23 protein-coding genes and 1 riboswitch are annotated in these 25,493 nt (G+C 70.9%); of the genes, 15 read left to right on the plus strand and 8 right to left on the minus strand.

The features are described from left to right. The first annotated feature begins 5 nt into the window (after positions 1–5). Positions 6–1,067 carry an enoyl-CoA hydratase/isomerase family protein gene (locus tag AB0P08_RS15310; RefSeq protein WP_363590416.1) on the plus strand — a complete coding sequence of 354 codons (1,062 nt, stop codon included), beginning with the start codon at positions 6–8 and terminating at the stop codon, positions 1,065–1,067. 8 nt (positions 1,068–1,075) lie between these two features. Here the strand turns inward: AB0P08_RS15310 and AB0P08_RS15315 are convergent, their stop codons facing one another. Together AB0P08_RS15315 and AB0P08_RS15320 are read right to left on the minus strand one after the other, a co-directional pair. Next, positions 1,076–1,471 carry a GntR family transcriptional regulator gene (locus AB0P08_RS15315; protein ID WP_363590417.1) on the minus strand — a complete coding sequence of 132 codons (396 nt, stop codon included), beginning with the start codon at positions 1,469–1,471 and terminating at the stop codon, positions 1,076–1,078. After that, complete coding sequence (locus AB0P08_RS15320; RefSeq protein ID WP_363590418.1) at positions 1,468–2,490, minus strand: hypothetical protein; 1,023 nt, start codon at positions 2,488–2,490, stop codon at positions 1,468–1,470. Before AB0P08_RS15320 ends, AB0P08_RS15315 begins: the two co-directional genes overlap by 4 nt. 202 nt (positions 2,491–2,692) lie before the next feature. On the opposite strand from AB0P08_RS15320, the gene AB0P08_RS15325 reads away from it, so the two are divergent. Next, positions 2,693–4,420, plus strand: a complete 1,728-nt coding sequence (locus tag AB0P08_RS15325; RefSeq protein WP_187662555.1) for an ABC transporter ATP-binding protein — start codon at positions 2,693–2,695, stop codon at positions 4,418–4,420. Then, positions 4,417–6,732, plus strand: coding sequence for an ABC transporter ATP-binding protein (locus AB0P08_RS15330; protein ID WP_363590419.1), 2,316 nt, complete (start codon positions 4,417–4,419; stop codon positions 6,730–6,732). Before AB0P08_RS15325 ends, AB0P08_RS15330 begins: the two co-directional genes overlap by 4 nt. Positions 6,733–6,790: 58 nt before the next feature. Here the strand turns inward: AB0P08_RS15330 and AB0P08_RS15335 are convergent, their stop codons facing one another. Further along, positions 6,791–8,272, minus strand: coding sequence for a D-alanyl-D-alanine carboxypeptidase family protein (locus AB0P08_RS15335; RefSeq protein WP_363590420.1), 1,482 nt, complete (start codon positions 8,270–8,272; stop codon positions 6,791–6,793). Positions 8,273–8,349: 77 nt separating this feature from the next. Further along, positions 8,350–8,461: riboswitch (TPP riboswitch) on the plus strand. On the opposite strand from AB0P08_RS15335, the gene AB0P08_RS15340 reads away from it, so the two are divergent. The 5 genes from AB0P08_RS15340 (at position 8,452) to gadC (ending at position 14,292) form a co-directional block, all read left to right on the plus strand. Continuing rightward, positions 8,452–9,093 (plus strand): ECF transporter S component, encoded by a 642-nt coding sequence (locus tag AB0P08_RS15340; protein ID WP_363590421.1) that lies wholly within the window; start codon positions 8,452–8,454, stop codon positions 9,091–9,093. (Overlaps the previous riboswitch by 10 nt.) After that, positions 9,093–10,550, plus strand: coding sequence for an ABC transporter ATP-binding protein (locus AB0P08_RS15345; RefSeq protein WP_363590422.1), 1,458 nt, complete (start codon positions 9,093–9,095; stop codon positions 10,548–10,550). The genes AB0P08_RS15340 and AB0P08_RS15345 overlap by 1 nt, the downstream gene beginning before the upstream one ends. After that, positions 10,547–11,338: an energy-coupling factor transporter transmembrane component T family protein gene (locus AB0P08_RS15350; RefSeq protein WP_363590423.1), complete on the plus strand. Its 792-nt coding sequence runs from the start codon at positions 10,547–10,549 to the stop codon at positions 11,336–11,338. The genes AB0P08_RS15345 and AB0P08_RS15350 overlap by 4 nt, the downstream gene beginning before the upstream one ends. 101 nt (positions 11,339–11,439) lie before the next feature. Beyond that, the gene (gene gad / locus AB0P08_RS15355) at positions 11,440–12,810 is read left to right on the plus strand and encodes a glutamate decarboxylase (protein ID WP_363590424.1); all 1,371 of its coding nucleotides are present in this window, start codon (positions 11,440–11,442) and stop codon (positions 12,808–12,810) included. A 9-nt stretch (positions 12,811–12,819) separates the two neighbouring features. Next, positions 12,820–14,292: a glutamate/gamma-aminobutyrate antiporter GadC gene (gene gadC / locus AB0P08_RS15360; RefSeq protein WP_232089111.1), complete on the plus strand. Its 1,473-nt coding sequence runs from the start codon at positions 12,820–12,822 to the stop codon at positions 14,290–14,292. Between the two features lie 7 nt (positions 14,293–14,299). On the opposite strand, the gene AB0P08_RS15365 is transcribed toward gadC, so the two are convergent. Then, positions 14,300–15,025 (minus strand): phosphotransferase, encoded by a 726-nt coding sequence (locus tag AB0P08_RS15365; RefSeq protein ID WP_363590425.1) that lies wholly within the window; start codon positions 15,023–15,025, stop codon positions 14,300–14,302. A 134-nt stretch (positions 15,026–15,159) separates the two neighbouring features. On the opposite strand from AB0P08_RS15365, the gene AB0P08_RS15370 reads away from it, so the two are divergent. Beyond that, entirely contained in the window at positions 15,160–15,918 is a 759-nt protein-coding gene (locus AB0P08_RS15370; protein WP_187662547.1) for an SDR family NAD(P)-dependent oxidoreductase, read from the plus strand. Between the two features lie 80 nt (positions 15,919–15,998). Next, positions 15,999–16,832, plus strand: a complete 834-nt coding sequence (locus tag AB0P08_RS15375; protein ID WP_259954372.1) for an SDR family oxidoreductase — start codon at positions 15,999–16,001, stop codon at positions 16,830–16,832. 148 nt (positions 16,833–16,980) lie between these two features. On the opposite strand, the gene AB0P08_RS15380 is transcribed toward AB0P08_RS15375, so the two are convergent. From AB0P08_RS15380 to AB0P08_RS15390, 3 genes are read right to left on the minus strand one after another with little or no spacing between them, the layout of a single operon-like run. Continuing rightward, complete coding sequence (locus AB0P08_RS15380; RefSeq protein WP_363590426.1) at positions 16,981–17,730, minus strand: sulfite exporter TauE/SafE family protein; 750 nt, start codon at positions 17,728–17,730, stop codon at positions 16,981–16,983. Next, on the minus strand, positions 17,727–18,314 hold the full coding sequence (locus AB0P08_RS15385; RefSeq protein ID WP_363590427.1) for an ankyrin repeat domain-containing protein: 588 nt from the start codon (positions 18,312–18,314) through the stop codon (positions 17,727–17,729). Before AB0P08_RS15385 ends, AB0P08_RS15380 begins: the two co-directional genes overlap by 4 nt. A gap of 19 nt (positions 18,315–18,333) precedes the next feature. After that, positions 18,334–18,972: a bifunctional 4-hydroxy-2-oxoglutarate aldolase/2-dehydro-3-deoxy-phosphogluconate aldolase gene (locus tag AB0P08_RS15390; protein ID WP_363590428.1), complete on the minus strand. Its 639-nt coding sequence runs from the start codon at positions 18,970–18,972 to the stop codon at positions 18,334–18,336. Positions 18,973–19,103: 131 nt separating this feature from the next. Between AB0P08_RS15390 and rlmN the strand changes: the two genes are divergently transcribed. After that, positions 19,104–20,393 carry a dual-specificity RNA methyltransferase RlmN gene (gene rlmN, locus AB0P08_RS15395; RefSeq protein ID WP_363590429.1) on the plus strand — a complete coding sequence of 430 codons (1,290 nt, stop codon included), beginning with the start codon at positions 19,104–19,106 and terminating at the stop codon, positions 20,391–20,393. A 122-nt stretch (positions 20,394–20,515) separates the two neighbouring features. Next, a complete protein-coding gene (locus AB0P08_RS15400; protein WP_363590430.1) occupies positions 20,516–21,994 on the plus strand; it encodes a DUF4407 domain-containing protein in 1,479 nt (492 codons plus the stop codon). Here the strand turns inward: AB0P08_RS15400 and AB0P08_RS15405 are convergent. Further along, positions 21,982–22,296 (minus strand): hypothetical protein, encoded by a 315-nt coding sequence (locus AB0P08_RS15405; RefSeq protein ID WP_363590431.1) that lies wholly within the window; start codon positions 22,294–22,296, stop codon positions 21,982–21,984. The two genes, AB0P08_RS15400 and AB0P08_RS15405, sit on opposite strands and share 13 nt — an antisense overlap. 19 nt (positions 22,297–22,315) lie before the next feature. Between AB0P08_RS15405 and AB0P08_RS15410 the strand changes: the two genes are divergently transcribed. From AB0P08_RS15410 to AB0P08_RS15420, 3 genes are read left to right on the plus strand one after another with little or no spacing between them, the layout of a single operon-like run. Continuing rightward, on the plus strand, positions 22,316–23,809 hold the full coding sequence (locus tag AB0P08_RS15410) for an aminotransferase-like domain-containing protein (protein ID WP_363590432.1): 1,494 nt from the start codon (positions 22,316–22,318) through the stop codon (positions 23,807–23,809). 9 nt (positions 23,810–23,818) lie between these two features. Continuing rightward, positions 23,819–24,316, plus strand: coding sequence for a hypothetical protein (locus AB0P08_RS15415; protein ID WP_363590433.1), 498 nt, complete (start codon positions 23,819–23,821; stop codon positions 24,314–24,316). A gap of 53 nt (positions 24,317–24,369) precedes the next feature. Further along, on the plus strand, positions 24,370–25,383 hold the full coding sequence (locus AB0P08_RS15420; RefSeq protein WP_363590434.1) for an aldo/keto reductase family protein: 1,014 nt from the start codon (positions 24,370–24,372) through the stop codon (positions 25,381–25,383). Positions 25,384–25,493 lie beyond the last annotated feature (110 nt).

The following is a 25,493-nucleotide window of genomic DNA, read 5'->3' on the forward strand; positions in this document are numbered from 1 at the left end:
CACCCGTGACCGATACCCCCGCCGCGCCCCGTGTCCTCATCCGCACCGAAGGAGCGCTCGGGCGGCTCACGCTCAACCGCCCTGAGGCGATCAATGCGCTCGACGAGGACATGATCGCGGCCATCACGACGGCGCTCATCGCGTGGCGCGACGATTCCGACGTGCAGATCGTCCTCATCGACGGCGAGGGTGAGCGCGGCATGTGCGCGGGCGGCGACGTGCGCCGCCTGCACAGCCAGATCACGTCGGGTCATCCGGAGCAGTCCGCAGAGTTCTTCCGCCGGGAGTACGCGATGAACGCCATGATCGCGGAGTACCCGAAGCCCGTGGTCGCGCTCGCCGACGGCATCACCATGGGCGGCGGCATCGGTCTCGCGGGGCACGCCGCGATCCGCGTGGTCACCGAGCGCTCGAAGCTCGCCATGCCGGAGACCCGGATCGGCTTCACGCCCGACGTCGGCGGCACGTGGCTGCTGGGGCGGGCGCCGGGACGGCTCGGCGAATACCTCGGTCTCACCGGGGCCACGATGAACGGTGCCGACGCCGTGTACGCGGGCTTCGCCGACCACTTCGTCCCCTCCGACCGCCTCGACGCGCTGCGCGAGGCTCTGGCGTACCGCGCAGATCCGACGAGCCCGAGCGAGATCGTCCTGCTCTTCGACGAGACGCCGGAGCCGTCCGCGCTCCCCGACGCGCGGGAGTGGATCGACGAGGTCTTCGCCGCCTCGACCGTGCCCGAGATCCTGGAGCGGCTGCGTGCGCTCGGCACCGATGAAGCGGCCGCCGTCGCCGACCTCCTCGACGGACTGGCCCCGACCGGCCTCGTCGTGACCCTCGACGCCGTGCGGGAGACGCGGGGGATGAGTGGGCTTCGTGCCGCGCTCGAGGGCGAGTACCGCCGGGTGCTGTGGTTCGTGAACGAGCACCCCGACCTGGTGGAGGGCATCCGGGCACAGGTGGTCGACAAGGACCGCAACCCGAAGTGGCAGCCGGCCTCCCTCGCCGAGCTCGGCCCCGAGGCCGGGGCGGCCGCGCGCGACTACGTGCCGCAGCCGGCGCTGTTCTGACGCGCGCCTCAGCCCTCTTCGGAAACGACGGCTGCGCGGCGACGGGACTCCCAGGTCGCCCGGATCACATCGGTGACGTCGCCGGGTTCGAGGCCGGCGTCCTGTGCGGCGTCGACCAGCTCGCGGATCCTCCGGATAACCGCCCCCGGCAGCACGGCGGCGGAGTCGGCGACTCGCGTGCCTGCCGCGGTGCGCGATACGACCAGACCGTCCGCTTCGAGCATCTTGTAGGCGCGCGCCGCCGTGCCTGGGGCGACCCCGAGGTCGCCTGCCGTCTGCCGGACCGACGGCAGGCGCTCGCCGGCACCGAGTTGCCCGGAGACGATGAGCCCGCGGAACTGCCGATAGATGTCCCGGGCCGGGAGCGCATCGTCGGGGCCGGACAGCGGCGAGCGCGCCGTCATCGCGCGTCCTCCGGCTGCCGCGTCGCCACTGTCGCGGCGTCCACCGACCGGCGGGAGCCGCCCCGCTGCAGAGCCAGCGTCGAGAGGACCAGGAGCGTCACGGCGGCGACCTCCAGCGCGGGGGCGAAAACGCCGGCCGCGCGGGCGATGTCGGCGTAGCGCCAAACAACTTCGAACGTGCCTTCGCCCTCGATCGTGAGAGGGCCGATCCGCCCCGCGCTCCCGATGAACCGCCAGGCGGCGGCCATCGTGAGCAGGATCCCTCCGGTCGCGACCTGGGCGAGCCCCGCGGCGATCCGGCGGCGCTCGTGATGCTCGGCGGAAACGGTCGCCGGGCGGAGGAACGGACGCGTGGCGTTCGCCGACAGCGCCCACAGGACCGCTCCGGCGAGGAGTGCGCAGCAGAGCAGTACCGCGACGCCGTAGGCCCACCCATAGAACCACAGCCGCACCGGGTCTACGTCGGTGTTCGGCGCGGGGATCTCCAGGAACACGAAGGGCCCGCCGTCGATGTTCGACGACGCGCAGCCGGCGGCGATCGTCGTGAGGACGAGTCCGAGGAGCGCGAGGCCTGCCGCGGCGGTTCCACCGCGAGGGCTGAAGGAGAGCCAGGTCCGCCGGGTCCCGGTGGTCACCGGCTCCGTCGTGTGGCGCGCACCTCGAACGCTGATCGTGAGTGCCAGGGTGGCGGCGACGGCGGCGGTGGCGAACACGGGGGCGGCGTAGCGCCACCAGGACACCTCGCCGTTCAGCGACAGCACGTGCCGCGCGAGCACCTCCACCGTCACCCCCGTCCCGAGGACCACCAGGGCGCCGACGGCGAGGAGGCGCCGCTCGGGCGAATAGCGCGCGCCCACGGCGACGGCCTCATCGCGCATCAGTCGGGTCGCCGTCGCCGCACGCGTGCGCCACCAGGGCGTGAGAGCGAGCAGCGCAGCGATGACGAGGCCGATGACGAGGGAGACGACCGGCGAGGAGAGGACGGCGCCGACGATGTCGGGCGGGGTGGCGTTCGGCATGCGGACTCCATTCGTTGTGCCATATGTCTATCACAAGTTGTGTCAGTTGCATGATACATAGAGAGGTTCGCTGTGAGCGAAGGTCCTCCCGGAGGGGGATCCGAATGTCGCCGCTTCGTGGCACCCTGTCCTATGGCCGGTCGTCGGTCGGCATCCGTCTGCCGGGAGACCCGCCGCCTCCTCCTTCCTAGAAAGTCCGCCTGTGCTGGGAAAACTCCTCCTCCGATATCTGTCTCGCTACAAGTGGCTCCTCGTCGCCGTGCTGGTCTTCCAGTTCGCCAGCGCGGCCGCGACCCTCTACCTGCCCCGCCTCAACGCCGACATCATCGACAAGGGCGTCGCCCAGGGCGACACCGCGTACATCTGGCGCACCGGCCTCTTCATGCTGGCCGTGTCGCTCGGCCAGATCGTGGCCTCGGTCATCGCGACCTTCTTCGCCGCCCGCGCCGCGATGGGGGCGGGTCGTGACATCCGTGCCGACGTGTTCGGCAAGGTCAGCGGCTTCTCCGAGCGCGAGGTCTCGCAGTTCGGTGCCGGTTCCCTCATCACCCGCAACACGAACGACGTGCAGCAGGTGCAGATGCTGGCGATGATGGGCGCGACGATGCTCGTCACCGCGCCGCTGCTCGCGATCGGCGGCATCATCTTCGCCGTGCAGACCAACGCCGGGCTGAGCTGGCTGATCGCCGTCTCCGTCCCGGTGCTGCTCCTCCTCGCGGCACTCGTCATCGGCCGCATGGTCCCGCTGTTCCGCAGCTACCAGGGCAAGCTCGACAACGTGAACCGCATCATGCGCGAGCAGCTCACCGGCGTGCGCGTGGTGCGGGCCTTCGTCCGGGAGCGCATCGAGGAGGAGCGCTTCCGCGGCGCGAACACCGACATCATGGTCGTCGGCCGCAAGGTCGGCTCCCTGTTCGTGCTGCTGTTCCCGCTCTTCATGCTCATCCTCAACGTGACGGTCGTCGCCGTCATCTGGTTCGGCGGCATCGAGGTCAACAACGGCACCGTGCAGGTGGGCACCCTGTTCGCCTTCATGCAGTACATCGGTCAGATCATGGGCGGCGTCATCATGGCGAGCTTCATGGCCATGATGATCCCGCGCGCCGCCGTCTCGGCCGAGCGCATCGGCGAGGTTCTGAACACCGAGTCGACGATGACCCGTCCGGCGGACGGCGTCACCGTCTTCCCGACGCCGGGCGCCGTCGCCTTCGACGACGTGTCGTTCACCTACCCCGGTGCCGACGCCCCGGTCCTCACCGGCATCAGCTTCGCCGCGGAGCCGGGCGAGACCGTCGCGGTCGTGGGTTCCACCGGGTCGGGCAAGACCACGCTCGTCTCGCTCATCCCGCGCCTGTTCGACGTGTCCGGCGGCTCCGTGCACGTCGGCGGCACGGACGTGCGGAACGCCGACGTCGAAGCGCTGTGGGACAGCATCGGCCTCGTGCCCCAGCGTCCCTTCCTCTTCACCGGCACCGTGGCCTCCAACCTGCGCTACGGCCGCGAGGACGCCACCGACGAGGAGCTCTGGCACGCTCTCGAGATCGCTCAGGGTCGTGACTTCGTCGAGGAGATGCCGGACGGCCTGAACTCCCGCATCGCCCAGGGCGGAACGAACGTGTCCGGCGGTCAGCGACAGCGCCTCGCGATCGCGCGGGCCATCGTGCACCGGCCGCAGGTGCTCGTGTTCGACGACTCCTTCTCCGCACTCGACCTCACGACGGACGCCCGTCTGCGGCAGGCATTGTGGCGGGAGCTTCCGCACGTGACGAAGATCGTGGTCGCGCAGCGCGTCTCCACGATCACCGACGCCGACCGCATCGTGGTGCTCGAGGGCGGCACGATGGTCGGAGTCGGCACCCACGAGGAGCTGCTGGAGACCAGCGAGACCTACCGGGAGATCGTCGAGTCGCAGCTGGGGGTGGACGCATGAGCGAGCAGGACCCTTCGACACGCTCAGGGACCCAGGGGGCGGGCCCTTCGACAGGCTCAGGGACCCAGGGCGCAGCGGCGCGGCGCCGCGGGCGAGGGAAGGCCCCGGCTCCCACGGCCGAGCGGGAGCTCACCGCCGAGGAGCAGTACGAGGCGGAGCTCGCCGAGCAGGCTCGGCAGCACTCCGGCGACTGGGACAGCGTCGCACCGGGCAAGGCCGACAACTTCGGCAAGAGCTTCGCCCGGATGATCGGGCTGCTCAAGCCCTCCGCCGTCTGGTTCGTCCTCGTGTCGATCCTCGGAGCGATCGGGGTCGTGCTGACCGTCGCCGCGCCGAAGGTGCTCGCCGAGGCGACGAACATCGTCTACCGCGGCTTCATCTCCATCCAGCTCGGCCAGCCGAGCGGCGACTTCCCCGGATTCCCCGCGGGGACGCCGCAGGACGTGGTGGTCGACGCGCTGCGTGATGCCGGACAGACCGACTTCGCGAACCAGGTGGGAGCGCTCGGCGACTTCCGGGTCGGCGACGGCATCGACTTCGACGCCCTGCGCTGGGTCATCGCGGCAGTCCTCGCGATCTACGTCGTGGCCGCGTTCCTCAGCTGGCTGCAGGGGTACGTCATCAACGTCATCATGGTCCGCACCATGTGGCGCCTGCGTGAGGCCGTCGAGGCGAAGATCAACCGGCTGCCGCTGGCGTACTTCGACAAGGTGCAGCGCGGCGAGCTGATCTCCCGCGTGACGAACGACATCGACAACATCACGCAGACCATGCAGCAGTCGCTGTCTGGTGCCCTGACCGCCGTGCTGACGGTGGTCGGCGTGCTCGTGATGATGTTCTCGATCTCGTGGCAGCTCGCACTCGTGGCCCTCGTGGCGCTTCCGCTCATGGGAGTGATCTTCGGCGTCATCGGTCCGCGGTCGCAGAAGGCCTTCGGCACGCAGTGGCGCAAGGTCGGGCGGCTCAACGCCCGGGTCGAGGAGGCCTTCTCCGGCCACGCCCTGGTCAAGGTGTTCGGCCGCGAGCAGGACGCCCTGGACAAGTTCAAGGCCGAGAACGAGGAGCTGTTCCAGGCGAGCTTCAAGGCGCAGTTCCTCTCGGGCATCATCATGCCCGCGATGACCTTCGTCGGCAGCCTCACCTATGTCGGCATCGCGGTGCTCGGCGGCCTCATGGTCGCGAGCGGGCAGCTGCGCCTCGGCGACGTGCAGGCGTTCATCCAGTACTCGCAGCAGTTCACGCAGCCGCTGTCCGAGCTGGGCGGCATGGCCGCGGTCGTGCAGTCCGGCACGGCGTCGGCGGAGCGGGTGTTCGATCTGCTCGACTCCGACGAGCAGGAGGCCGATGCCCCCGACGCCCCCGCGCTCCGCGAGGGCGAGGGCGTGATCGAGTTCGAGAACGTCTCCTTCTCGTACTCGCCCGAGCGTCCCCTCATCACCGATCTGTCCTTCCGGGTGGAACCGGGGCAGACCGTCGCGATCGTCGGCCCCACGGGTGCGGGTAAGACGACGCTCGTGAACCTCATCATGCGGTTCTACGAGCTCAGCGGCGGCCGGATCATGCTCGACGGTCAGGACATCTCGACCATCACCCGGGACGAACTGCGCTCCCGCACCGGCATGGTGCTCCAGGACCCCTGGCTCTTCGCCGGGAGCATCCGCGAGAACATCCGCTACGGCCGTTCGACCGCGACGGACGAGGAGGTGCTGGCCGCGGCGAAGGCGACCTACGTCGACCGCTTCGTGCACGCGCTTCCGGACGGGTACGACACCGTGCTCGACGAGGACGCGTCGAACGTCTCGGCCGGTGAGCGCCAGCTCATCACGATCGCGCGGGCCTTCGTGGCGCAGCCGTCGATCCTCATCCTGGACGAGGCCACCTCGGCGGTCGACACCCGCACCGAGCTGCTGCTGCAGAACGCGATGGCGGCGCTCCGGCACGGACGGACCTCGTTCGTCATCGCGCACCGTCTGTCGACCATCCGCGACGCCGATCTCATCCTCGTGATGGAGCACGGCGACATCGTGGAGAAGGGCACGCATGACGAGCTCATCGCGGCGCAGGGCGCGTACTGGCGGCTGTACCAGTCGCAGTTCGAGCAGGCGGCGACTGACCTCGATGCGGAAGCGGCTCTCACCGGCTCGTCTCCGGTGGTCGTGACCGGCGAGGCGGACGCGGAAGCCAGTGCCGAGGAGCAGGCGGCGGACGCCGTGGCGGGAGCAGCCGTCGGCGCCCAGGTTCCGGCGGCCGAGTCCGCAGCAGCGCAGGCGCTTCTCGACGACGGCGCGGACGGCTCCACGCCCCGCGCCTGACCCGCTCCACGCACGATGCCCCACTCCGGATCCGGAGTGGGGCATCGTGCGTCAGGACTCAGTCGTCCCCGGAGATGCCGAAGAGCTCGAGCGGGTGGGTGAGCCGCCACCAGGGGCTCGGACCGTCCAGGTCCTCGTCGAGGACGAGTGCGGTCTCTGTGCTGTCGACAGGGCCGGTCGTGGTCAAGGTGCCGACCGTCCCGTCCGCCTCCCGTTCCTCCCCGAGGTCGAACACCGGCGATGCGGTCGCGCTCGCTCCGTTCCACAGCACGACGTCGGCGTCCTCGCCCGCGACCACGTCGACGCGCTCACCCCAGGCGGTGACCACGCGCCCGACCACCGTGCCCGCCGGGACGGCCGGGCCCTGGGCCTGCAACGCCGCCTCCGTCTGGGCGAACAGCGCACGGGTGAGCGCGAGACGCGCCTCGTCGTCCTCCTGGTTCAGCGCCGCGGCGTAGAGCCGGACCGTCGAGTCGCCGACGGCGACGTCCTTGGCGGTCAGCAGATTCCACCCGACGAGGGTGCCCGTCTTGATGCCGACGACACCCGGATCGGCGAGCATCCCGTTCGTGTTCTCGACCTTCCCTGCCCCGGGCAGGTCGACAGACCGGGTTCCCACGATCTCGGCGAACACCGGGTTGCGCATGGCCATCTCGCCCAGGGCCACGAGGGCCTCGGGGGTGGCGACGTTGCGTTCATCGAATCCCGACGGCGTCACCACCGTGATGCCGGAGAGCCCGCGTTCGCCGAGCCAGACCTCGGCCGCGGCCGCGAACTCCCGGTCGGACCCCCAGATCTCCGACGCCAGCCGGTCGATGTAGTTGTTGGCCGAGCCGAGCAGGGTGCCCTGGAGAAGCTGGTACTCGGTCAGCACTCCGCCCACGGGGACATCGAGTGCGGACTGATTGGCGATCCGGTAGTCCCAGTAGCGGATGCTGTCGGCGTACGTGAAGGCGAACTCCGGACCCTGCTCCCCGGGGGCCAGCGGCAGACGATCCAGCACCATGAGGCTGCTGACGACCTTCGTGATGCTCGCGATGCTCACCGGAGCGGTGGTGGACGCCGCGGTCGTCATCCCGGCGATCCCGACGGCGCCGTCGCCGATCGCCGGCCAGGCGAGGGCGGCGGTGGGGGCGGCGACCGGGGTGAACTCGACGGCCTGGACGGTCGGGGCGACCTCGTGCAGCGGCCAGAGCAGCGTGGTGCCGGCGTAGGAGGCGACGAGGCCGACGAGCACACCGAGCGGGACGAGCAGTCCGGGGCCGGCGATCGCGGGTCGCAGTTTCGCGTCGCGCAGCAATCCCGCCTCGTCCTCCGTGCCGGCCGATGCGTCGAACTCGGGCGTCGACGACTCCGCGGCGACGAGCGACGGGTCCACCCAGGTCAGCGCGGTCGGCGGGGCCGAGGCATCGGCCCACGACACCGCTTCCGTGGCCGGAGAGTCGAGCGCGGGCTCGGCGGACACGGGTGCGGAGTCTTCGGGCCGCGCGTCGACGTCGACGCCGCCGGACGCCTCTTCAGGGGGATCGGAAGCGGTCACTCGCTTACGGTACCGAATACCGCCCGGAATCCGCCGTGCGCGGCTCGGGACGCGCGGGCGGAACGGGGTAGGATCGACAGCACAACCACGGGAGTCCGGCGAGCCGGGCTGAGAGGGAGCGAATCGCGCTTCGACCGTCGAACCTGATCTGGGTCATGCCAGCGCAGGGAGGAGTTCACATGAGTACGTCCACGTCCGCATCCGCGTCTGCGAAGACCACGGCCGTTCCGGCGCGCGGCTATCTGCGCTGGCGCGTCGTCGACATCGTCGTCGCCAGCGTCCTCGGCGTCGCCGCCGGTCTGATCTTCCTGGCCTGGAACGTCGGATACCTGGGGCCGAAGGCCCTGCTCGAGCCGTTTCTTCCCGGCCTCCAAGGGCTCCTCGACGGCCCGTGGCTCTTCGCGGGCGTGCTCGGCGGGCTCATCATCCGCAAGGCGGGCGCCGCGATCTACGTCGAGCTGCTGGCCGCCGTCGTCTCGGCGCTCATCGGCAACCAGTGGGGCGGCTTCCTCACGCTCGAGGCGGGCCTCGTGCAGGGCCTCGGCGCCGAGCTGGTCTTCCTGCTGTTCTTCTACCGCCGCTGGTCGTTGCCCGTCGCGATCCTCGCCGGTGCCGGGGCCGCGCTCGCGGGCGGCATCAACAACCTCATCCTCTGGTACGCCGGCTCCGGTCCCGCCTTCACCGCGATCTATCTCGTGAGCACCGTGATCTCCGGGGCGGTCATCGCCGGTGCGCTGTCCTGGGTGCTCGCGCGCGGCATCGCGGCGACGGGGGCTCTGGACCGTTTCGGCTCCGGGCGCGAGGTGCGCGTGCGCGTCTGATGTCGTCCGAGCAGGTCGCTCCCGCCGGCGTCGAGGCCCGGGGGTGGGGGTGGCGACACGCGAGCCGCCTCGCCTGGGCGCTGCGCGATGTCTCGTTCCGCATCGAGCCCGGCGAGCGCGTGCTCGTGCTCGGTGCCTCTGGCGCGGGCAAATCCACGCTGCTGCACGGCCTCGCCGGTGTGCTCGGCGGCGAGGAGGAGGGGGAGAGCGAGGGGGAGCTGCTCATCGACGGCGGCCCCGCCGTGGCCACCCGCGGTCGGGCCGGGCTCGTCCTCCAGGATCCCGACTCGCAGGTGATCCTCGCCCGAGCCGGCGACGATGTCGCCTTCGGCTGTGAGAACCTCGGGGTGCCGCGGGCGGAGATCTGGCCTCGTGTCGAGGCGGCCACGGCGGCCGTCGGCCTCGACGTGCCGCTCGACCATCCGACCGCGGCGCTCTCGGGCGGCCAGAAGCAGCGCCTCGCCCTGGCCGGCATGCTCGCGATGCGCCCCGGACTCGTGCTGCTGGACGAGCCGACGGCGAATCTCGATCCCGAGGGCGTGCGCGAGGTGAGGGATGCGGTGGAGCGGATGCTCGCCGCGCGTCCCGCCACCCTCGTGGTGGTGGAGCATCGTCTCGAGGTGTGGCTGCCCCTCCTCACGCGGGTCATCGTGATCGGCGCCGGCGGGGTCGTCGCGGACGGCCCTCCCGCGGAGGTGCTCGGCACGGAGGGGGAGCGCCTGGCGGCGGACGGCGTGTGGGTACCCGGCCGCCCGCCGGCCGAGCCCCGCGCACCACGCGCGGCGCCCGGGGACGTGCTGCTCTCGGCGCACGGGCTGGCTGTCGCGCGGGTGAAGGGGCGTCCGGTGGCGCACGACATCGACCTGGACGTGCGTGCCGGCGAGGCCCTCGCGATCACCGGGCCGAACGGCGCGGGCAAGTCCACGCTGGGCCTGACCCTCGCGGGGCTCCTCCCTCCCGCAGGGGGAGCCGTGATCGCGGCGCCGTCACTCGCGCAGGGGGCCGATCCGTCTCCGATCCGGTGGGCGTCTCGCGAGCTCCTCACGCGGATCGGGATGGTGTTCCAGGAACCGGAGCACCAGCTCCTCGCCAAGACCGTGCGCGACGAGCTCGCGGTCGGTCCCCGCGCCCTGGGCGTCCCCGATGACGAGGTGTCTGCCCGCGTCGACGAGCTGCTCACCCGCCTGCGGCTCGCGCACCTGGGTGCGGCGAATCCGTACACGCTCTCGGGCGGGGAGAAGCGCCGCCTGACGGTCGCGGCCGCGATCGCCACGAGACCCCGGGTGCTGATCCTCGACGAGCCGACCTTCGGCCAGGACGCCCGGACCTGGGCCGAGCTCGTGGCGATGCTCGCCACCCTCCGGGACGAGGGATCGGCGATCGTCACCATCACCCACGATCTCGATGTGGCGCGCGCTCTGCACGCCACCCGGTTCGTCCTGGGGGCACCGGCATGACGGCGCTCGCCCCCGCCCCCACCCGCACCGGCGTCGTCGCCCGCATCAATCCGGTCGCCAAGCTGGGGGTGAGCGCGCTCATCGCCGTGCCGCTGGTCCTCACGCTCGACCCGGTGTCGGCGGCCGTCGCCCTGGCACTCGAAGCGGTGCTGTTCCTCTTCGCGGGCATCGGCTGGCGGGAGTTCTGGGTGCGCACGTGGCCGGTCTGGCTCGCGGCGCCGCTGACCGGTCTCACCATCGCCCTCTACGGCGAGACGAGCGGCACCGTCTACGTCGACTGGTTCGTGCTGCGCATCAGCGAGGGGTCGCTCGCGCTCGCCGTCGCCACGATGCTGCGCGTGCTCGCGATCGCCCTGCCCTCCGTGGTCCTGTTCATCACGGTGGATCCCACGGATCTCGCCGACGGCCTCGGGCAGATCCTGCGGCTTCCGGCCCGATTCGTCCTCGGCGCGCTCGCCGGCCTGCGCATGGTGGGACTGTTCCTCGACGACTGGCGTGCTCTCGAACTCGCACGTCGCGCGCGCGGCGTGGCCGACCGCGGGCGCATCCGGCGCTTCCTCGGCATGGCCTTCGCCCTGCTCGTGCTGTCGATCCGCCGGGGCGCGAAGCTCGCGACAGCGATGGAGGCGCGGGGCTTCGGCGCCCCCGGTCGTCGCACCTGGGCGCGCGAGTCCCGCTTCGGTGCGTCCGAGTGGATCCTGCTCGCCGTGGGGGCGGCGATCTCCGGGACGGCGATCGCCGCCGCGGTCGCGACCGGGGCCTGGAACTTCATCCTCGGGCCGTCCTGACCCTCACCCCTTTCGGACGAGGGTCCCTGGAGGTCGGTCGGAGGCGGGGCTAGCGTCCGCAGGAGACAGTGCCAATCGACACCGACCGAAAGGGACGTCCCATGAGCATCTCCTCCACCGACGACCAGCCGCTCTTCACGCGGCCGGGTGAAGCCACCGTCGCACCACGACATGTCATCCCCGACACCGAGTCGCTCCCGGCGACGGCGAAGCAGATCGTCGAGGACGAGACCATCCTCGACGGCAACGCACGCCTCAACCTCGCGACCTTCGTCAGCACCTGGATGGACGACGAGGCGAAGCAGGTCTACATGGCCTCCTTCGACAAGAACATGATCGACAAGGACGAGTATCCGCAAACCGCCGCCATCGAGGACAACTGCTGGCACATGCTCGCGAACCTGTGGAAGGCCCCGGATGCGGCGCGCAGCATCGGCACGTCGACGATCGGCTCCTCCGAGGCGTGCATGCTCGGCGGCCTGGCGTTCAAGCGGCGCTGGCAGCAGGCCCGCCGTGCCGCCGGCAAGGACGCCTCCACGCCGAACCTCGTGATGTCGAGCGCGGTGCAGGTGTGCTGGGAGAAGTTCTGCAACTACTTCGACGTGGAACCGCGCTACGTGCCCATCAGTGAGGAGCACAAGACGCTCGACGGCCACGATCTCGAGAAGTACGTGGACGAGAACACCATCGGGGTCGTCGCCATCATGGGCGTCACCTACACCGGCATGTACGAGCCGGTGGCGGAGATCGCCGCGGCGCTCGACGCGATCCAGGAGAAGACCGGCCTCGACATCCCGATCCACGTGGACGGCGCCTCCGGTGCCATGATCGCTCCGTTCCTCCAGCCGGACCTCGTGTGGGACTTCCGGCTGGAGCGTGTGCACTCGATCAGCACCTCGGGGCACAAGTACGGTCTCGTCTACCCCGGCCTCGGCTGGGTGGTCTGGCGCGACGCACGGTGGCTGCCGGAGGACCTCGTCTTCCAGGTGAGCTACCTCGGCGGCGAGATGCCGACCTTCGCCCTGAACTTCTCCCGCCCCGGTGCTCAGGTGCTGCTGCAGTACTACCTGTTCCTCCGCCTCGGGTTCGAGGGCTATCGCGCGGTGCAGCAGGCCTCGCAGGACGTGGCGAAGTTCCTCTCCGCGGGCATCGCGAAGCTCGACGCGTTCGAGCTGTGGAACGACGGCAGCGACATCCCGGTGTTCGCCTGGCGCCTGAAGGACGGGCACACTGACAAGTGGACGCTCTACCACCTGCAGGATCGGCTCCGGATGCGCGGCTGGCTCGTCCCCGCGTACCCGATGCCCGCCGATCTGGAGGACCTCACAGTGCAGCGCATCGTCGTGCGCAACGGGCTCAGCATGGACCTGGCCGCCGAACTGCTCGACGCCATCACCGCCGAGGTGGCCCACCTCGACGCGCTCACAGCCCCCATGCCGTCCGACCACCCCGACTCGGCGTTCCACCACTAGGGGGCCGAGATGTCCGCTCCGCAGTCCGGTCCGACCGGCGCCGCGCCCGCGCCGCGCGTCTCCCGTCCCGCCGTCGCCGTCCTCGGCATCGGCCAGCTCGCCCTGCTCACCCTGGTCGTGGTCGCGAGCCTGCGGTCGCTGCCCGCGATGGCGATCTACGGCCTCGGCAGCATCACGCTGTACCTCATCCCCGCGGTGCTGTTCCTCGTCCCCACCGCCCTCGTCGCCGCGGAGCTGGCGACGGGGTGGAAGGGCGGGGTGTACGTCTGGGTGCGGGAGGCCCTCGGCAACCGCTGGGGATTCACCGCGGTGTGGCTGCAGTGGATCCAGAACGTCGTCTGGTTCCCCACGCAGCTCGCGTTCGTGGCCGGCGCCCTCGCCTTCGTCTTCCTCGACCCCTCGCTGTCCAGCTCCGGCTTCTTCACGGCCGTCATCATCATCGTCTGCTACTGGGGCGCCACGCTCGTCACGCTCCGCGGCGGCGACCTCTTCGCCAAGCTGGGCTCCTGGGGCGGCATCATCGGCACGCTGTTCCCGGCGGTGCTGCTCATCGTGTTCGGGGCGGTGTGGGTCTTCAGCGGGGAGAAGAGCCAGGTGCCGCTGGAGGCTTCGGCGGTGATCCCGCCGTTCACGGGTCTCGCGTCCATCGTGCTGATCGTCTCGAACGTGCTGGCCTACGCCGGCATGGAGGTGAACGCGGTCCACGTGAATCAGATGAAGGATCCCGGCAAGGGCTACCCGCGCTCGGTGTTTCTCGCCGCCGGCCTCATCCTGCTCGTCTTCATCCTGCCCACCATCGCGATCGCGGTCGCGGTGCCGAAGAAGGAGCTCGGGCTGACGAACGGCATCATGCTCGCGTTCGGGGAGTACTTCGACCACTGGGACATGGGATGGGCGACGGCCGTCGTGTCCGCGCTCATCGCCGCCGGTGCTCTCGCCTCGGTCGTGACCTGGGTCGCCGGTCCCTCCAAGGGCGTGCTGGCGGCCGCGGAGACGGGACTGCTCCCGCCGCTGCTGCAGAAGCGGAACAAGGCCGGTGTGCAGTCCGGCATCCTGATGCTCCAGGGAACCATCGTCACGATCCTCGCGGCGATCTTCATCATCGTGCCCAACGTCAGCGCCGCCTTCGTGGCGCTCATCGACATGGCCGCCGCGCTGTACCTCATCATGTACATGCTCATGTTCGCCTCGGCGATGGTGCTGCGGCGGAAGGCGCCGGACGTCCCCCGTGCCTACCGGGTGAAGGCTCTCCCGTTCGTCGCCGGCGTCGGGTTCTTCGCCTGCCTCGCGGCGTTCCTGCTCGCCTTCATCCCGCCCGACGGCTTCACCGCGTTCCCGGCCGCCGCGTACCCGTGGATCGTCGGTGTCGTGATCGTCGTGCTCGGCGCTCCGCCGTTGCTGTTCTACGCGCTGCGGAAACCGTCGTGGGACCGGCGCCCGGCCGACGGGAGCCTCCTCAGCGACGCCCACCCGGAGGCGTGAGCCCGGCTCAGGACTCGTTCCAGAGCCGTCGGTAGTACTCCAGCCTCGGGCGGTCGGGGTCGACGCCGTAGGCCGCGATGAGCGTGTCCTCCCACCCGGGACCGAAGTTCCACAGCGTGCTCATGGCGGCCACGGCGATGTCGGCCCACCGGTCGGCGACCCCGAGCGCGGCGAGGTCGACGTGGGCGACCGGACGGCCGTCGTCGTCGAGCAGGGTGTTGGGGAGGCACGCGTCGCCGTGGCAGACCACGAGCCGGTCGATCGACGGCGGCTCGAGCAGGGCCGTCGGCACCGTCGTGCCGCGGGCGGCGGCGTTCGCGATGCGCTCCGCCGGGCTCCACGTCCACGGGCACTCCGCGACGGGGAGGGCGTCGTGCAGGAGGCGCAGACCGACCCCGACCGCGCGCACGGCGGTCTCCGGAGACGACGCCCAGCGCGGATCCACCGCACTGCTGCCGGGGAGGGCTGTCGTCACGAGCCACTCGTACGCCTCGTCCTGACCCTGGGAGATCACCTCGGGCACGGTGGTCCAGGTGCGGGCCCAGCGCATCCGCTCGGCCTCGTCACGCATGTTCGCCTCGGGATCGAGGGGACCCCATTTGATGTAGCGGCCGTCATCGGTGCGGAAGGTCAGGCCGCCGAGCGCGTTGCGCCACGCGGGGGTCAGTGCGGCCCCGGCGGCGAGTTCGCGCACCCGGGCGGGGACCTCGACGGACGCTGCGGGGATGCTCACCCGTCCATCCTGCCGGAACGCCGGTGTCGTAGGCTCGGGGGCGACGCGGCAGGCCTGCGGTGACACCAAGAACCGCATAGGCTGGGACTGCGTTCCATGCATGTCGCACGACGACGTTCGAAGGAGAACATCAGATGCAGATCAGCGGACAGGGGGCCCTCGTCACCGGGGGCGCCTCCGGACTCGGACTCGCGACCGCCCGTCGGCTCACGGCCGCGGGCGCGCACGTCACCATCATCGACCTCGCCTCGTCGAAGGGGGAGGAGGTCGCGGCGGAGCTCGGCGGTCTCTTCGTCCCCGCCGACGTGACGAGCGTCGACGAGGTCAAGGCCGCCGTCGCCGCCGCACAGGCCGCCGCACCGCTACGGGTCGTCGTGAACTGCGCCGGCATCGCCCCGCCCGCCAAGGTGCTCGACCGGGACGGCACCCCCGCCGTCCTCGCCGACTTCGAGCGGATCGTCCGGATCAACCTCGTCGGCACGTTCAACGTGATCTCCCAGGCCGCCGCCGTCATCGCCGCGAACGAGCTGCACGACGAGGAGCGGGGCGTGGTCGTGAACACGGCGAGCGTCGCCGCGTTCGACGGGCAGATCGGGCAGCCGGCGTACTCGGCCTCCAAGGGCGGGGTGCACGCGATGACCCTGCCGATCGCCCGCGAGCTCGCCCGCCACGCCATCCGGGTGTGCACCATCGCCCCCGGGATCATGGAGACGCCGATGCTCATGGGGCTGCCGCAGGAGGCGCAGGACTCGCTCGGTCAGCAGGTGCCGTTCCCCGCTCGCCTCGGACGCCCCGACGAGTACGCCGCCCTCGTGCAGCAGATCGTCGAGAACGGCTACCTCAACGGCGAGACCATCCGCCTCGACGGCGCCATCCGCATGGCCCCGCGGTGACCCCTCCCGGCGTTCGAATCGCCTGAATGACCCGATTCGAGCCGGAAATCCAGCCAATCACGCGATTCGAAACGAGAACCATGAGCACACTCGCCGGAAAGACCATCCTCATGTCGGGCGGCAGCCGCGGGATCGGCCTCGCGATCGCCCTGCGCGCGGCCGCGGACGGCGCGAACATCGCGATGCTCGCCAAGACCGACTCCCCGCACCCGAAGCTCGAGGGCACCGTGCACAGCGCTGCCGAGCAGATCCGCGCCGCCGGCGGCCAGGCGCTGCCGATCGTGGGCGACGTGCGGGACGACGACCACATCACCGAGGCCGTCATGAAGACGCAGGGCGAGTTCGGCGGGATCGACATCGTCCTCAACAACGCCAGCGTCATCGACCTCTCCCGGTCGCTCGACCTCTCCGCGAAGAAGTACGACCTGATGCAGGACGTGAACGTCCGCGGGACGTTCATGCTCTCCCGGGCCGCAGTGCCCATCCTCAGGGACGCCGAGAACCCGCACATCCTCTCGCTCTCGCCGCCGCTGAACCCCACCCCGAAGTGGCTCGGCGCGCACACCGGGTACACGCTGGCGAAGTACGGCATGACGATGGTCACGCTCGGACTCGCGGCGGAGTTCGCGGCCGACGGCATCGCCGCCAACACACTGTGGCCGCGCACGACGATCGCGACGGCCGCGGTGCAGAACCTCCTCGGCGGGGACAAGGTGATGGCCGCGAGCCGGACGGCGGACATCTACGCCGACGCCGCCTATGCCGTGCTCACCCAGCCGGCGCGCACGTACACGGGGCAGTCGCTGATCGTGGAGGATGTGCTCGAGGCGAACGGCGTCACCGACTTCTCGGGCTACGCCGCCGTCCCCGGCACTCCGGACAGCGCGCTGTTCCCCGACATCTTCCTCGACTGACGCGCTTCGACAGGCTCGGCGACCCACCGCTGGGTCCCCGAGCCTGTCGAAGGGGTGGGTCCCTGAGCCCGTCGAAGGGTTGGGTCCCTGAGCCCGTCGAAGGTCCCTGAGCCCGTCGAGGGGTTGGGTCCCCGAGCCGGTCGAGGGGTCACAGCAGCAGGTACACGGCACCGAGGACCGTCAGCACGATCACGATGCGGTCGAAGAGCCGCTGGTCCAGGCGCCGCGCCACCCGCAGGCCGAGCAGCGCGCCGAGCACCACGAGCGGCGCGAGGATCGCATCGGTGAGCAGCACGGGGCCGGTGAACAGCCCGATCCCGGCGAGGAACGGCACTTTGATCACGTTGATGATCGCGAAGAACCAGGCGGAGGTGCCGAGGAAAACCTGGACGGGCGTGCGGGTGGCGAGGAAGTACATCGACATCACCGGCCCGCCCGCGTTGGCCACCATGGTCGTGAAGCCGCCCAGCGTCCCGTAGACCCCGGCCAGCGCCGCACCGCCCCTGGCCGCCGCCTCCTGCTCCGCCCTGGCCTGCCGCCACCGGCGCCACAGGGTCACGGCGATCATCAGCAGCAGGATCACGCCGATGGCGCGGCGAACGACCCCGTCTCCGGTCAGTGCGAGGAACGCGAAGCCGAAGAGGAGTCCTGCCACGACCGCCGGTGCGAGCCGCAGCAGCGTGGGCCAGTGCGCATGCCGTCGATAGGCGAGCAGCGCGAACACGTCGCCCACCATGAGCAGCAGGAGTGTCGCCGCCGTGGAGGTCCGCGCCGGGAGCACGGCGGCGAACAGGGCGATCGCGAGGATGCTGCCGCCCGGAAGAGCGGTCTTCGAGATCCCGATGACGACCGCGGCCACGCCGAGAGCGGCCCAGGCCCAGGGATCGAGCGCTGTCACCGCCGGAGCTCGGCGACGATGGCGTCGTACCCGCGGGCGGCCGCGAGGTCGACCGGCAGCACGCCGTCGCCGTCGCGGATGGTCGCGTCGGCGCCGCCGTCGAGGAGAGTGCGCACCACCTCGACGTACCGGGCGGAGCCGTCGCCGAGCACGATCGCCTCGTGCAGGGCGGTCCAGCCGAGGTTGTTGATGTGGTCCGGATCGACGCCCGCCTCCAGGAGGATCTCGACCGTCGGCAGCAGGCCGCGTTCGGACGCGGGGATCAGCGCCGTGCCGCCGAAGCGGTTCGTGCTGCGGAGGTCGGCCCCGTGCACCAGGGTCATCCGCAGGATCTCGTCATGCCCGCGGGCGCCGGCGTAGAGATAGGCGGAGTCCTGGATGTCGTCCTTCGCGTTCACGTCGGCGCCGGCCTCGATCAGGAGCCGTGCCGCGTCGACGCGGTTCGCCTTGGTGGCCGCGACCAGGGGAGTCATGCCGCCGTCACCGCGGGCCTCGATGTCGGCGCCCGCGTCGAGCGCGCGGCGGACCGCGTCAGCGTCGCCCGCGGCGGCCGCAGCGAGCAGGTCGGATGTGGCGTCGGTCATGGGAGCGCTGATCTGCCGTTCAGCTCCGCGTGGCAGCGAGGGCGGCGGCGAAGCGCGAGGCCCGCTGCTCGATGTCCGCCCAGTCCGCGTTCGCGATGGCGGTGCCGTTCGCGAGGTCTCCACCGGCTCCCACGGCGACAGCGCCCGCCGCGAACCAGTCGGCGAGGTTGTCGGGCTTCACGCCGCCCGTGGGCATCAGCGGGGCGTCGGGGAACGGTCCGCGCAGCGCCCCGAGGTAGGCGGGGCCGCCGAGCGAGGCGGGGAAGATCTTCACGACGTCGACCCCGAGCTCGAGTGCGCCCATGACCTCGGTCGGCGTCATCGCGCCGGTCATCACGACGCGGTCGGTGTCGAGCATGGCGCGCGTGAGATCGGGAAGGGTTCCCGGGCTGACGAGGAACGCGGCACCCGCGTCGGCGGCCCGGGTCGCCTGCTCCGACGTCGTGACGGTGCCGGCGCCGATGTACGCGGCGTCTCCGTGACGGGCGATGAGTTCGCGGATCACGGCCGGGGCGTCCGGAGTCGAGAAGGTCACCTCGATGCCGGAGACGCCGCCGCGGATGATCGCCTCCGAGGCCTCCAGGGCCAGTTCCGGCGACGGGGCGCGGAGGACGGCGAGGATGCCGGTGGTGCGGGCGCGGGCGAGACGGTCGGACATGCTGCTCCTTGATCGAGGGGACGGGCCCATTCTTCCGCATCGCAACTTGTCATTACAAGTAGCCGTGGAGCGGCGAGCGAAGAGGGGTCGTGCCCAGGTGCCTCCCACCCGCATCCCGGTACCCTGGAGGGATGGCCGAGAACCCCCGCACACCCGAGACGCGCTCCGCGACAGCGCCCGCGTCGTCCCGTTCGGGGGCGATCCGCGAGACCCGTACCCCGCAGGTGCGCCCCGCGACCGAGGGCTGGACCCAGAAGAAGGACGCGGAAGGGCGCCCCCTGCTGCAGTTCGCGAGCCCGAAGCGCGGCAAGCCGCCGGTCCACCTCGCCGACCTCACCCCGGCCGAGCGCATCGAGAAGGTGAAGGAACTCGGGCTCCCCGGCTTCCGTGCCAAGCAGCTCGCCACCCACTACTTCCGGCACTACACGTCCGACCCCGCGGAGATGACCGACCTCCCCGCCGGTATCCGCGACGAGCTGGTCGCCGGCGTGCTTCCGCCCCTCATGACCGAGGTGCGACGACTGGAGACCGACCGCGGCGACACCATCAAGTTCCTGTGGCGTCTGCACGACGGCGCGCTCGTCGAGTCCGTCCTCATGCGCTACCCCGGCCGCATCACGCTCTGCGTGTCGAGCCAGGCCGGCTGTGGCATGAACTGCCCGTTCTGCGCCACCGGGCAGGCGGGACTGACCCGCAACATGTCCACAGCGGAGATCATCGAGCAGATCGTCCGGGCCAACCGGGCCATCGCCAACGGTGAGCTGGGCGGCAAGAAGCGCGACGACCACAGCATGGAGCGCGTCTCCAACATCGTCTTCATGGGGATGGGAGAGCCGCTCGCCAACTACAAGCGCGTCATGGACGCGGTGCGCACCATGGTCGCCCCGCAGCCCGATGGTCTCGGCATGAGCGCGCGTGGCATCACGGTGTCCACCGTGGGCCTCGTGCCCGCGATCCGGAAGCTCGCCGACGAGAACATCCCCGTCACGTTCGCCTTGTCGCTGCACGCCCCCGACGACCACCTTCGCGACGAGCTCATCCCCGTGAACTCGCGGTGGAAGGTCGATGAGGCGCTCGATGCGGCCTACGACTACTACGCCAAGACCGGTCGTCGGGTGTCCATCGAGTACGCACTCATCAAGGACATGAACGACCATGCGTGGCGGGCCGACCTGCTGGCGGAGAAGCTCAACCAGCGCGGTCGCGGGTGGGTGCACGTGAACCCGATCCCGCTGAACCCGACGCCGGGTTCGATCTGGACGTCGTCGGAGAAGGACGTCACGGACGAGTTCGTGCGGCGGCTGAACGATGCCGGCATCCCGACGACCCTCCGCGACACCCGTGGCAAGGAGATCGACGGCGCCTGCGGTCAGCTCGTGGCGACGACCGAGGACGAGGTCGCCGCTGCGGCGATGGCCTGACCTCCGTTCGAATCGCGCACTTGGCTCCAAAACCGGCCCGGATGGAACCAATCGCGCGACTCGAAGGCCCGTCCAAGGGATCTTCCACGGTATGCACAGGCGGAGTTTCGTAGATTGTCGGGATGCCCTATTCCGCCCACCGCCCGGGTCGCTTCGACTCGCAGGGTCGGATCATCCTCGACGGCGACCCGAACGCCGACACGGATGACCTCGACTTCCTGCGCGAGTACGAGCCGACCGGCGACACACCCGCGCAGCCCGACGTCGCGTCCGACGACCCGACGTCCGAGCCGGTGACGGCGCCCGACGCCCCGGTCGACGCGGAGCCCGCCCCCGACCGTCCGGCGCGCCCGCAGCGCGTCCGGAAGCCGCGTCGCCGGCGCACCGCCGCCGAGCGCCTCCGTGCTCTCGCGATCCTCGGCGGGGCCGAAGGGGAGATCCTCGACCGCGTCCCGGGTGAGACCCCGCGCTTCGTGCAGATGTTCTTCGTGCTCGCCGGGACCGCCTTGGTCAGCGCGATCTCCATGCTCTTCGCCCTGACGACGGGGGTGCGCGCGGCGGTCTGGCTGGCCATTCCGCTCGCGATCGTGTGGGCACTGATCATCTTCAACCTCGACCGCTTCCTCACCTCGACCATGACGTCGACCCGCAACGTCTGGAAGCTCATCGGCCTCGCGATCCCCCGCGTCATCATGGCGGCGATCATCGGGTTCGTCGTCGCGGAGCCGCTCGTGCTGCAGATCTTCCACAACGACATCTCCCGGGAGGTCGCCGCGACCAACATCGTCCAGGCGCAGTCCGACCAGGAGGCGCTCGAGACCGGGCCCGAGAAGAAGGCGCTGGACGCGGCGTCCGAGCGCGTCGCGGCGCTCGAGAACCAGGCGGCGACGGGCATCGTCGCCGGGACCGAGTCGTCATCGGCCACGGAGTCGGCCGCCCAGTCCACGGTCGACGATCTGACGGCCAAGCTCACGGAGCAGCAGGCGGTGATCGACCAGGCGCGGACGCTGTATCAGTGCGAGCTCACCGGCGAGGGCGCGGGCACCGTTCCCGGCTGCACCGGTGTGAACGGCGAGGGGGCGAGCTCGCAGGCCGCGCAGGCCCAGCTCGCCGAGGCCCAGCAGACCTACGATGCACTGGCCGCCCAGCTCCGCACGGCCAACGAGGAGCTCGCCGCTGCCGGAAGCGCCGCCAAGGAGAACACCACGGCGTCGGAGTCGCAGAACCGTCAGCAGGCGCAGGACGAGCTCCCCGCCGCGCGCGACACGTATGAGCAAGCGCTCGCGGCTTACAACGCCCGGGCGGACTCCGTGGCGCAGGGCAACGCCGGGGCGGTGGGACTGCTGAGCCAGATCAGCGGCCTCAACCGTCTGAGCGAGAAGGAGCCCACGATCCTGTGGGCGCACATCCTCATCGCGGCGCTGTTCTTCATGATCGAGCTGCTGCCGGTGCTGGTGAAGGTGCTGACGAGCTACGGCGACCCGAGCCTCTACGAGAAGGCGCTGGCCATCCGCAAGCAGGTCGCCCTGGACAGGGTGACGGCGGAGGGCTTCCGCGACCGCGCCGACATCGTCACCACTCCCGGGGCTCAGGCCACCTGACTCCTTTCGAATCGCCCACTGTGCTCCATCCCGGCCGGGCTTGGGACAAAGCGGGCGATTCGAACGCGGGAGAGGTCCCCGGACCGGGACGCCAGCGCGAGAGAACGGGTCAGGGCGACCGTGGATGGGGTGGTCTGCCACGGGGTGCCGGTCACGACGGCCTCGATGAGCGCCAGCGGCTGGCGGAGGGTGGGGTCGTGGGTGCGGGCGTCGTCGCCGAGCCAGTCGAGGAGTTCGCCCATGGTCCAATCCCGGTCGATTGGACCGAGATCGAGCCCGAAGCTGGTCGTGGGAACTGTCATTGGTCCAGAATCGGGTCTCATGGACACCCTCGACAGGGCCAATGCGACGCCGGTGGCCCACGGATCGGCCCCCGGCCCTCTCGTCCAGGGCGGGGAGGTCTCCGCGGCCGCGCTCGCCGCACGCCTCGGCCGCTGGGCCCATGGCGACGGCACCCTCTCAACCCGACTCGCTGCAGGGATCGCCGCCCTGATCGGCAGTGGTGAGCTGCGCCCCGCCGACCGCCTGCCTGCCGAACGCGCCCTCGCCGCGGTGGTCGCGGTCTCGCGGGGCACGGTCGTGTCCGCCTATGCGTCCCTCGCGGAGCAGGGTCTCGTGGAGCGCCGACAGGGCAGTGGGACGAGGGTGTCGGGGGCGAGGACGGCGCCCGCGGCCGACCGCCGTCCGGGACGTGGCGAGGCGCTGTTCTCGGCACTCCCCAACGCGATCGACCTGCTCCGCACGGTCCCGCAGATCCCGGATCTGGGTGTGCAGCTCATCCGCGACCACCAGCCGAGGCTCGACCTCGCCCTGCTCCCGGAGACCGACCCCGCGGGTCTCCCGGCGCTCCGCGAACTCATCGCCGACATGTACCGCGCCGAGGGGACGCCGACCACGCCCGAGCAGATCCTCGTGACCCACGGCGCGCAGCAGGCCATCAGCCTCGTCGTCAATGCGCTCGTGGAGCCGGGGGACGTCGTCCTCGCGGAGGAGATCACGTGGCCGGGCGTGACCGACTCCGTGGGGTTGCGCGGCGGGACGGTCCACGGCGTGCCGATGGGGGCGGACGGCCTCGACGTCGATGCGCTGGAGCAGGCGATGGCCCGGCTGCGTCCCGTGCTCGTCGCGCTCAACCCGCACCACCAGAACCCGACGGGGACGCGTCTGCCCGGGGCGGCGCGGCATCGCGTGGCCGAACTCGCCGCGCAGTACGGGGTGCCCGTGATCGAGGACCGCGTCGTCGCCGGCATCTCGTTCGACGGGGTCGTGCCGCCCACGCTCGCCTCGGAACGGCCGGACGCCCCGGTGCTCGTCGTCGAGTCCGTGTCGAAGTGGGCCTGGGCCGGGCTGCGGATCGGGTGGCTGCGCGCCGACCCCGTCCTGGTCCGACGGCTGCGCGGTGCGCGCCAGCTCGCCGACCAGTCCACGAGCGTGCCCGGCCAGCTCCTCGCCCTCGACCTCATCGCCCATGCGACGGAGCTCCGCCGCGCCAACAGTCGCGTGCACCGGGAACGCCTCCTCCTGCTGCAGGACCTGATGGCCGCGCACGTGCCGGACTGGACCTACGACGCTCCGCGGGGCGGACTCTCGCTGTGGGCGGCGCTGCCGCGGGGCTCTGCGTCGGCTCTCGCGCGAATCGCTGCGGCGCACGGGGTCTCCATCGCGGGCACCGGGGCCTTCGCGGTCTCGGCCGCCGCGCCGGACGACCACGTGCGCCTGCCGTTCACCGCGCCGGACGACGTGCTCACCGAGGGGGTGCGCCGCTTGGGCGACGCCTGGCGCGAGTACCGGGAGACTCTCAGCAGCCCTGCCTAGGGTGACCGCATGACACCGGTGCCGCGCCCCACCCTCTGGATCTGCGTCGCGGGCGTGCTCGCCGTCACCGCGTACGCCGCGCTCGCCGCCGTGCAGATCCTCGTGCTGAACCCGCTCGCCGCGGCGCCGGGCGGCCTCTCCCTCGACGAGGTCAGGGCCGCGATGTCGAACGCCGGAGAGAGCCTCATGCCGCAGACCGTCCTCGGCATCCTCGGCGCGGGTGTGTGCCTGGGAGTCGGGACGGCGGTCGTCTGCCTCCTCACGCGGGCTCCGGCGGTGGTGGCCGGCATGACCTTCCTCGCGCTGCTCATGGGCGGGGCGCCGGCCTACTTCGTCGCGTCGTTCGGCCCTGGCATGGGGCTCGCCGACACCTTCGGCATCAGCGGCGCCGATGCCTCCCCGTGGGCGCTGCCCCTGTACGCGGTCAGCGCGCTCTCCGCGGTCGGGGTGCTGGTCGGGGCGGCGCTCACGTCCCGCCGCCGCGGGCCTTCGCCCGCCACCGCCTGATGATCGCGGTCGATCCGGCCCGCCGGTCCCCCTGGCGGGACTAGCGTTGGTCCATGGTCAACTATCGCTATCTCGGCAACAGCGGTCTCAAGGTCTCGGAGATCACGTACGGCAACTGGGTCACGCACGCCTCGCAGGTCGAGGACGACGCCGCGGTCAAGACCGTGCATGCCGCCCTGGATGCCGGCATCACCACGTTCGACACCGCGGACACGTACGCCAACACGGCGGCCGAGGTCGTGCTCGGCAAGGCCTTGGAGGGTCAGCGCCGCGAGAGCCTCGAGATCTTCACGAAGGTCTACTTCCCGACCGGTCCCAAGGGTCCGAACGACACCGGCCTGAGCCGCAAGCACATCTTCGAGTCGATCAACGGCTCGCTGCAGCGTCTCGGCACCGACTACGTCGACCTGTACCAGGCGCATCGCTTCGACTACGAGACCCCGCTGGAGGAGACGTTCCAGGCCTTCGCCGACGTCGTCCGTCAGGGCAAGGCGCTCTACATCGGCGTCTCGGAGTGGACCGCGGAGCAGCTGCGTGAAGGGCACGCGCTGGCGACGCAGCTCGGCATCCAGCTCATCTCGAACCAGCCGCAGTACTCGATGCTGTGGCGGGTCATCGAGGGCAAGGTCGTCCCCGCGTCGGAGGAGCTCGGCATTTCGCAGATCGTCTGGTCGCCGATGGCGCAGGGCGTGCTCAGCGGCAAGTACCTGCCGGGGCAGCCGGTGCCGGAGGGCTCGCGGGCGACCGACCAGAACTCGGGTGCGGGCTTCATCAAGAGCTTCCTGCAGGACGACATCCTCACCGCGGTGCAGCGCCTCAAGCCGATCGCCGAGCAGGCGGGGCTGTCGATGCCGCAGCTCGCGATCGCGTGGGTGCTGCAGAACCCGAACGTCGCAGCGGCCCTCGTCGGCGCCTCCCGCCCGGAGCAGCTCGCCGACACGGTCAAGGCCTCCGGCGTGAAGCTCGACGCCGACACGATGACCGCGATCGACGAGGCCCTCGGCGACACGGTCAACCGCGACGCCGAGCACACGTACTCGGTGTCGCCGAAGTCCCGGCTCGTCTAAGCCTTCGAATCGCGCAAATGGTCCCATTCCGTCGCGGAATGGGGGCCGATGGGGGGGTGGGGGGGGGTGTGGAATTTCGGCCCCCCCCCGGGGGGCCCGGGGGGAGCACC

It is taken from the genome of Microbacterium meiriae, from assembly GCF_040686935.1.
Taxonomy (GTDB): Bacteria; Actinomycetota; Actinomycetes; order Actinomycetales; family Microbacteriaceae; genus Microbacterium; species Microbacterium meiriae.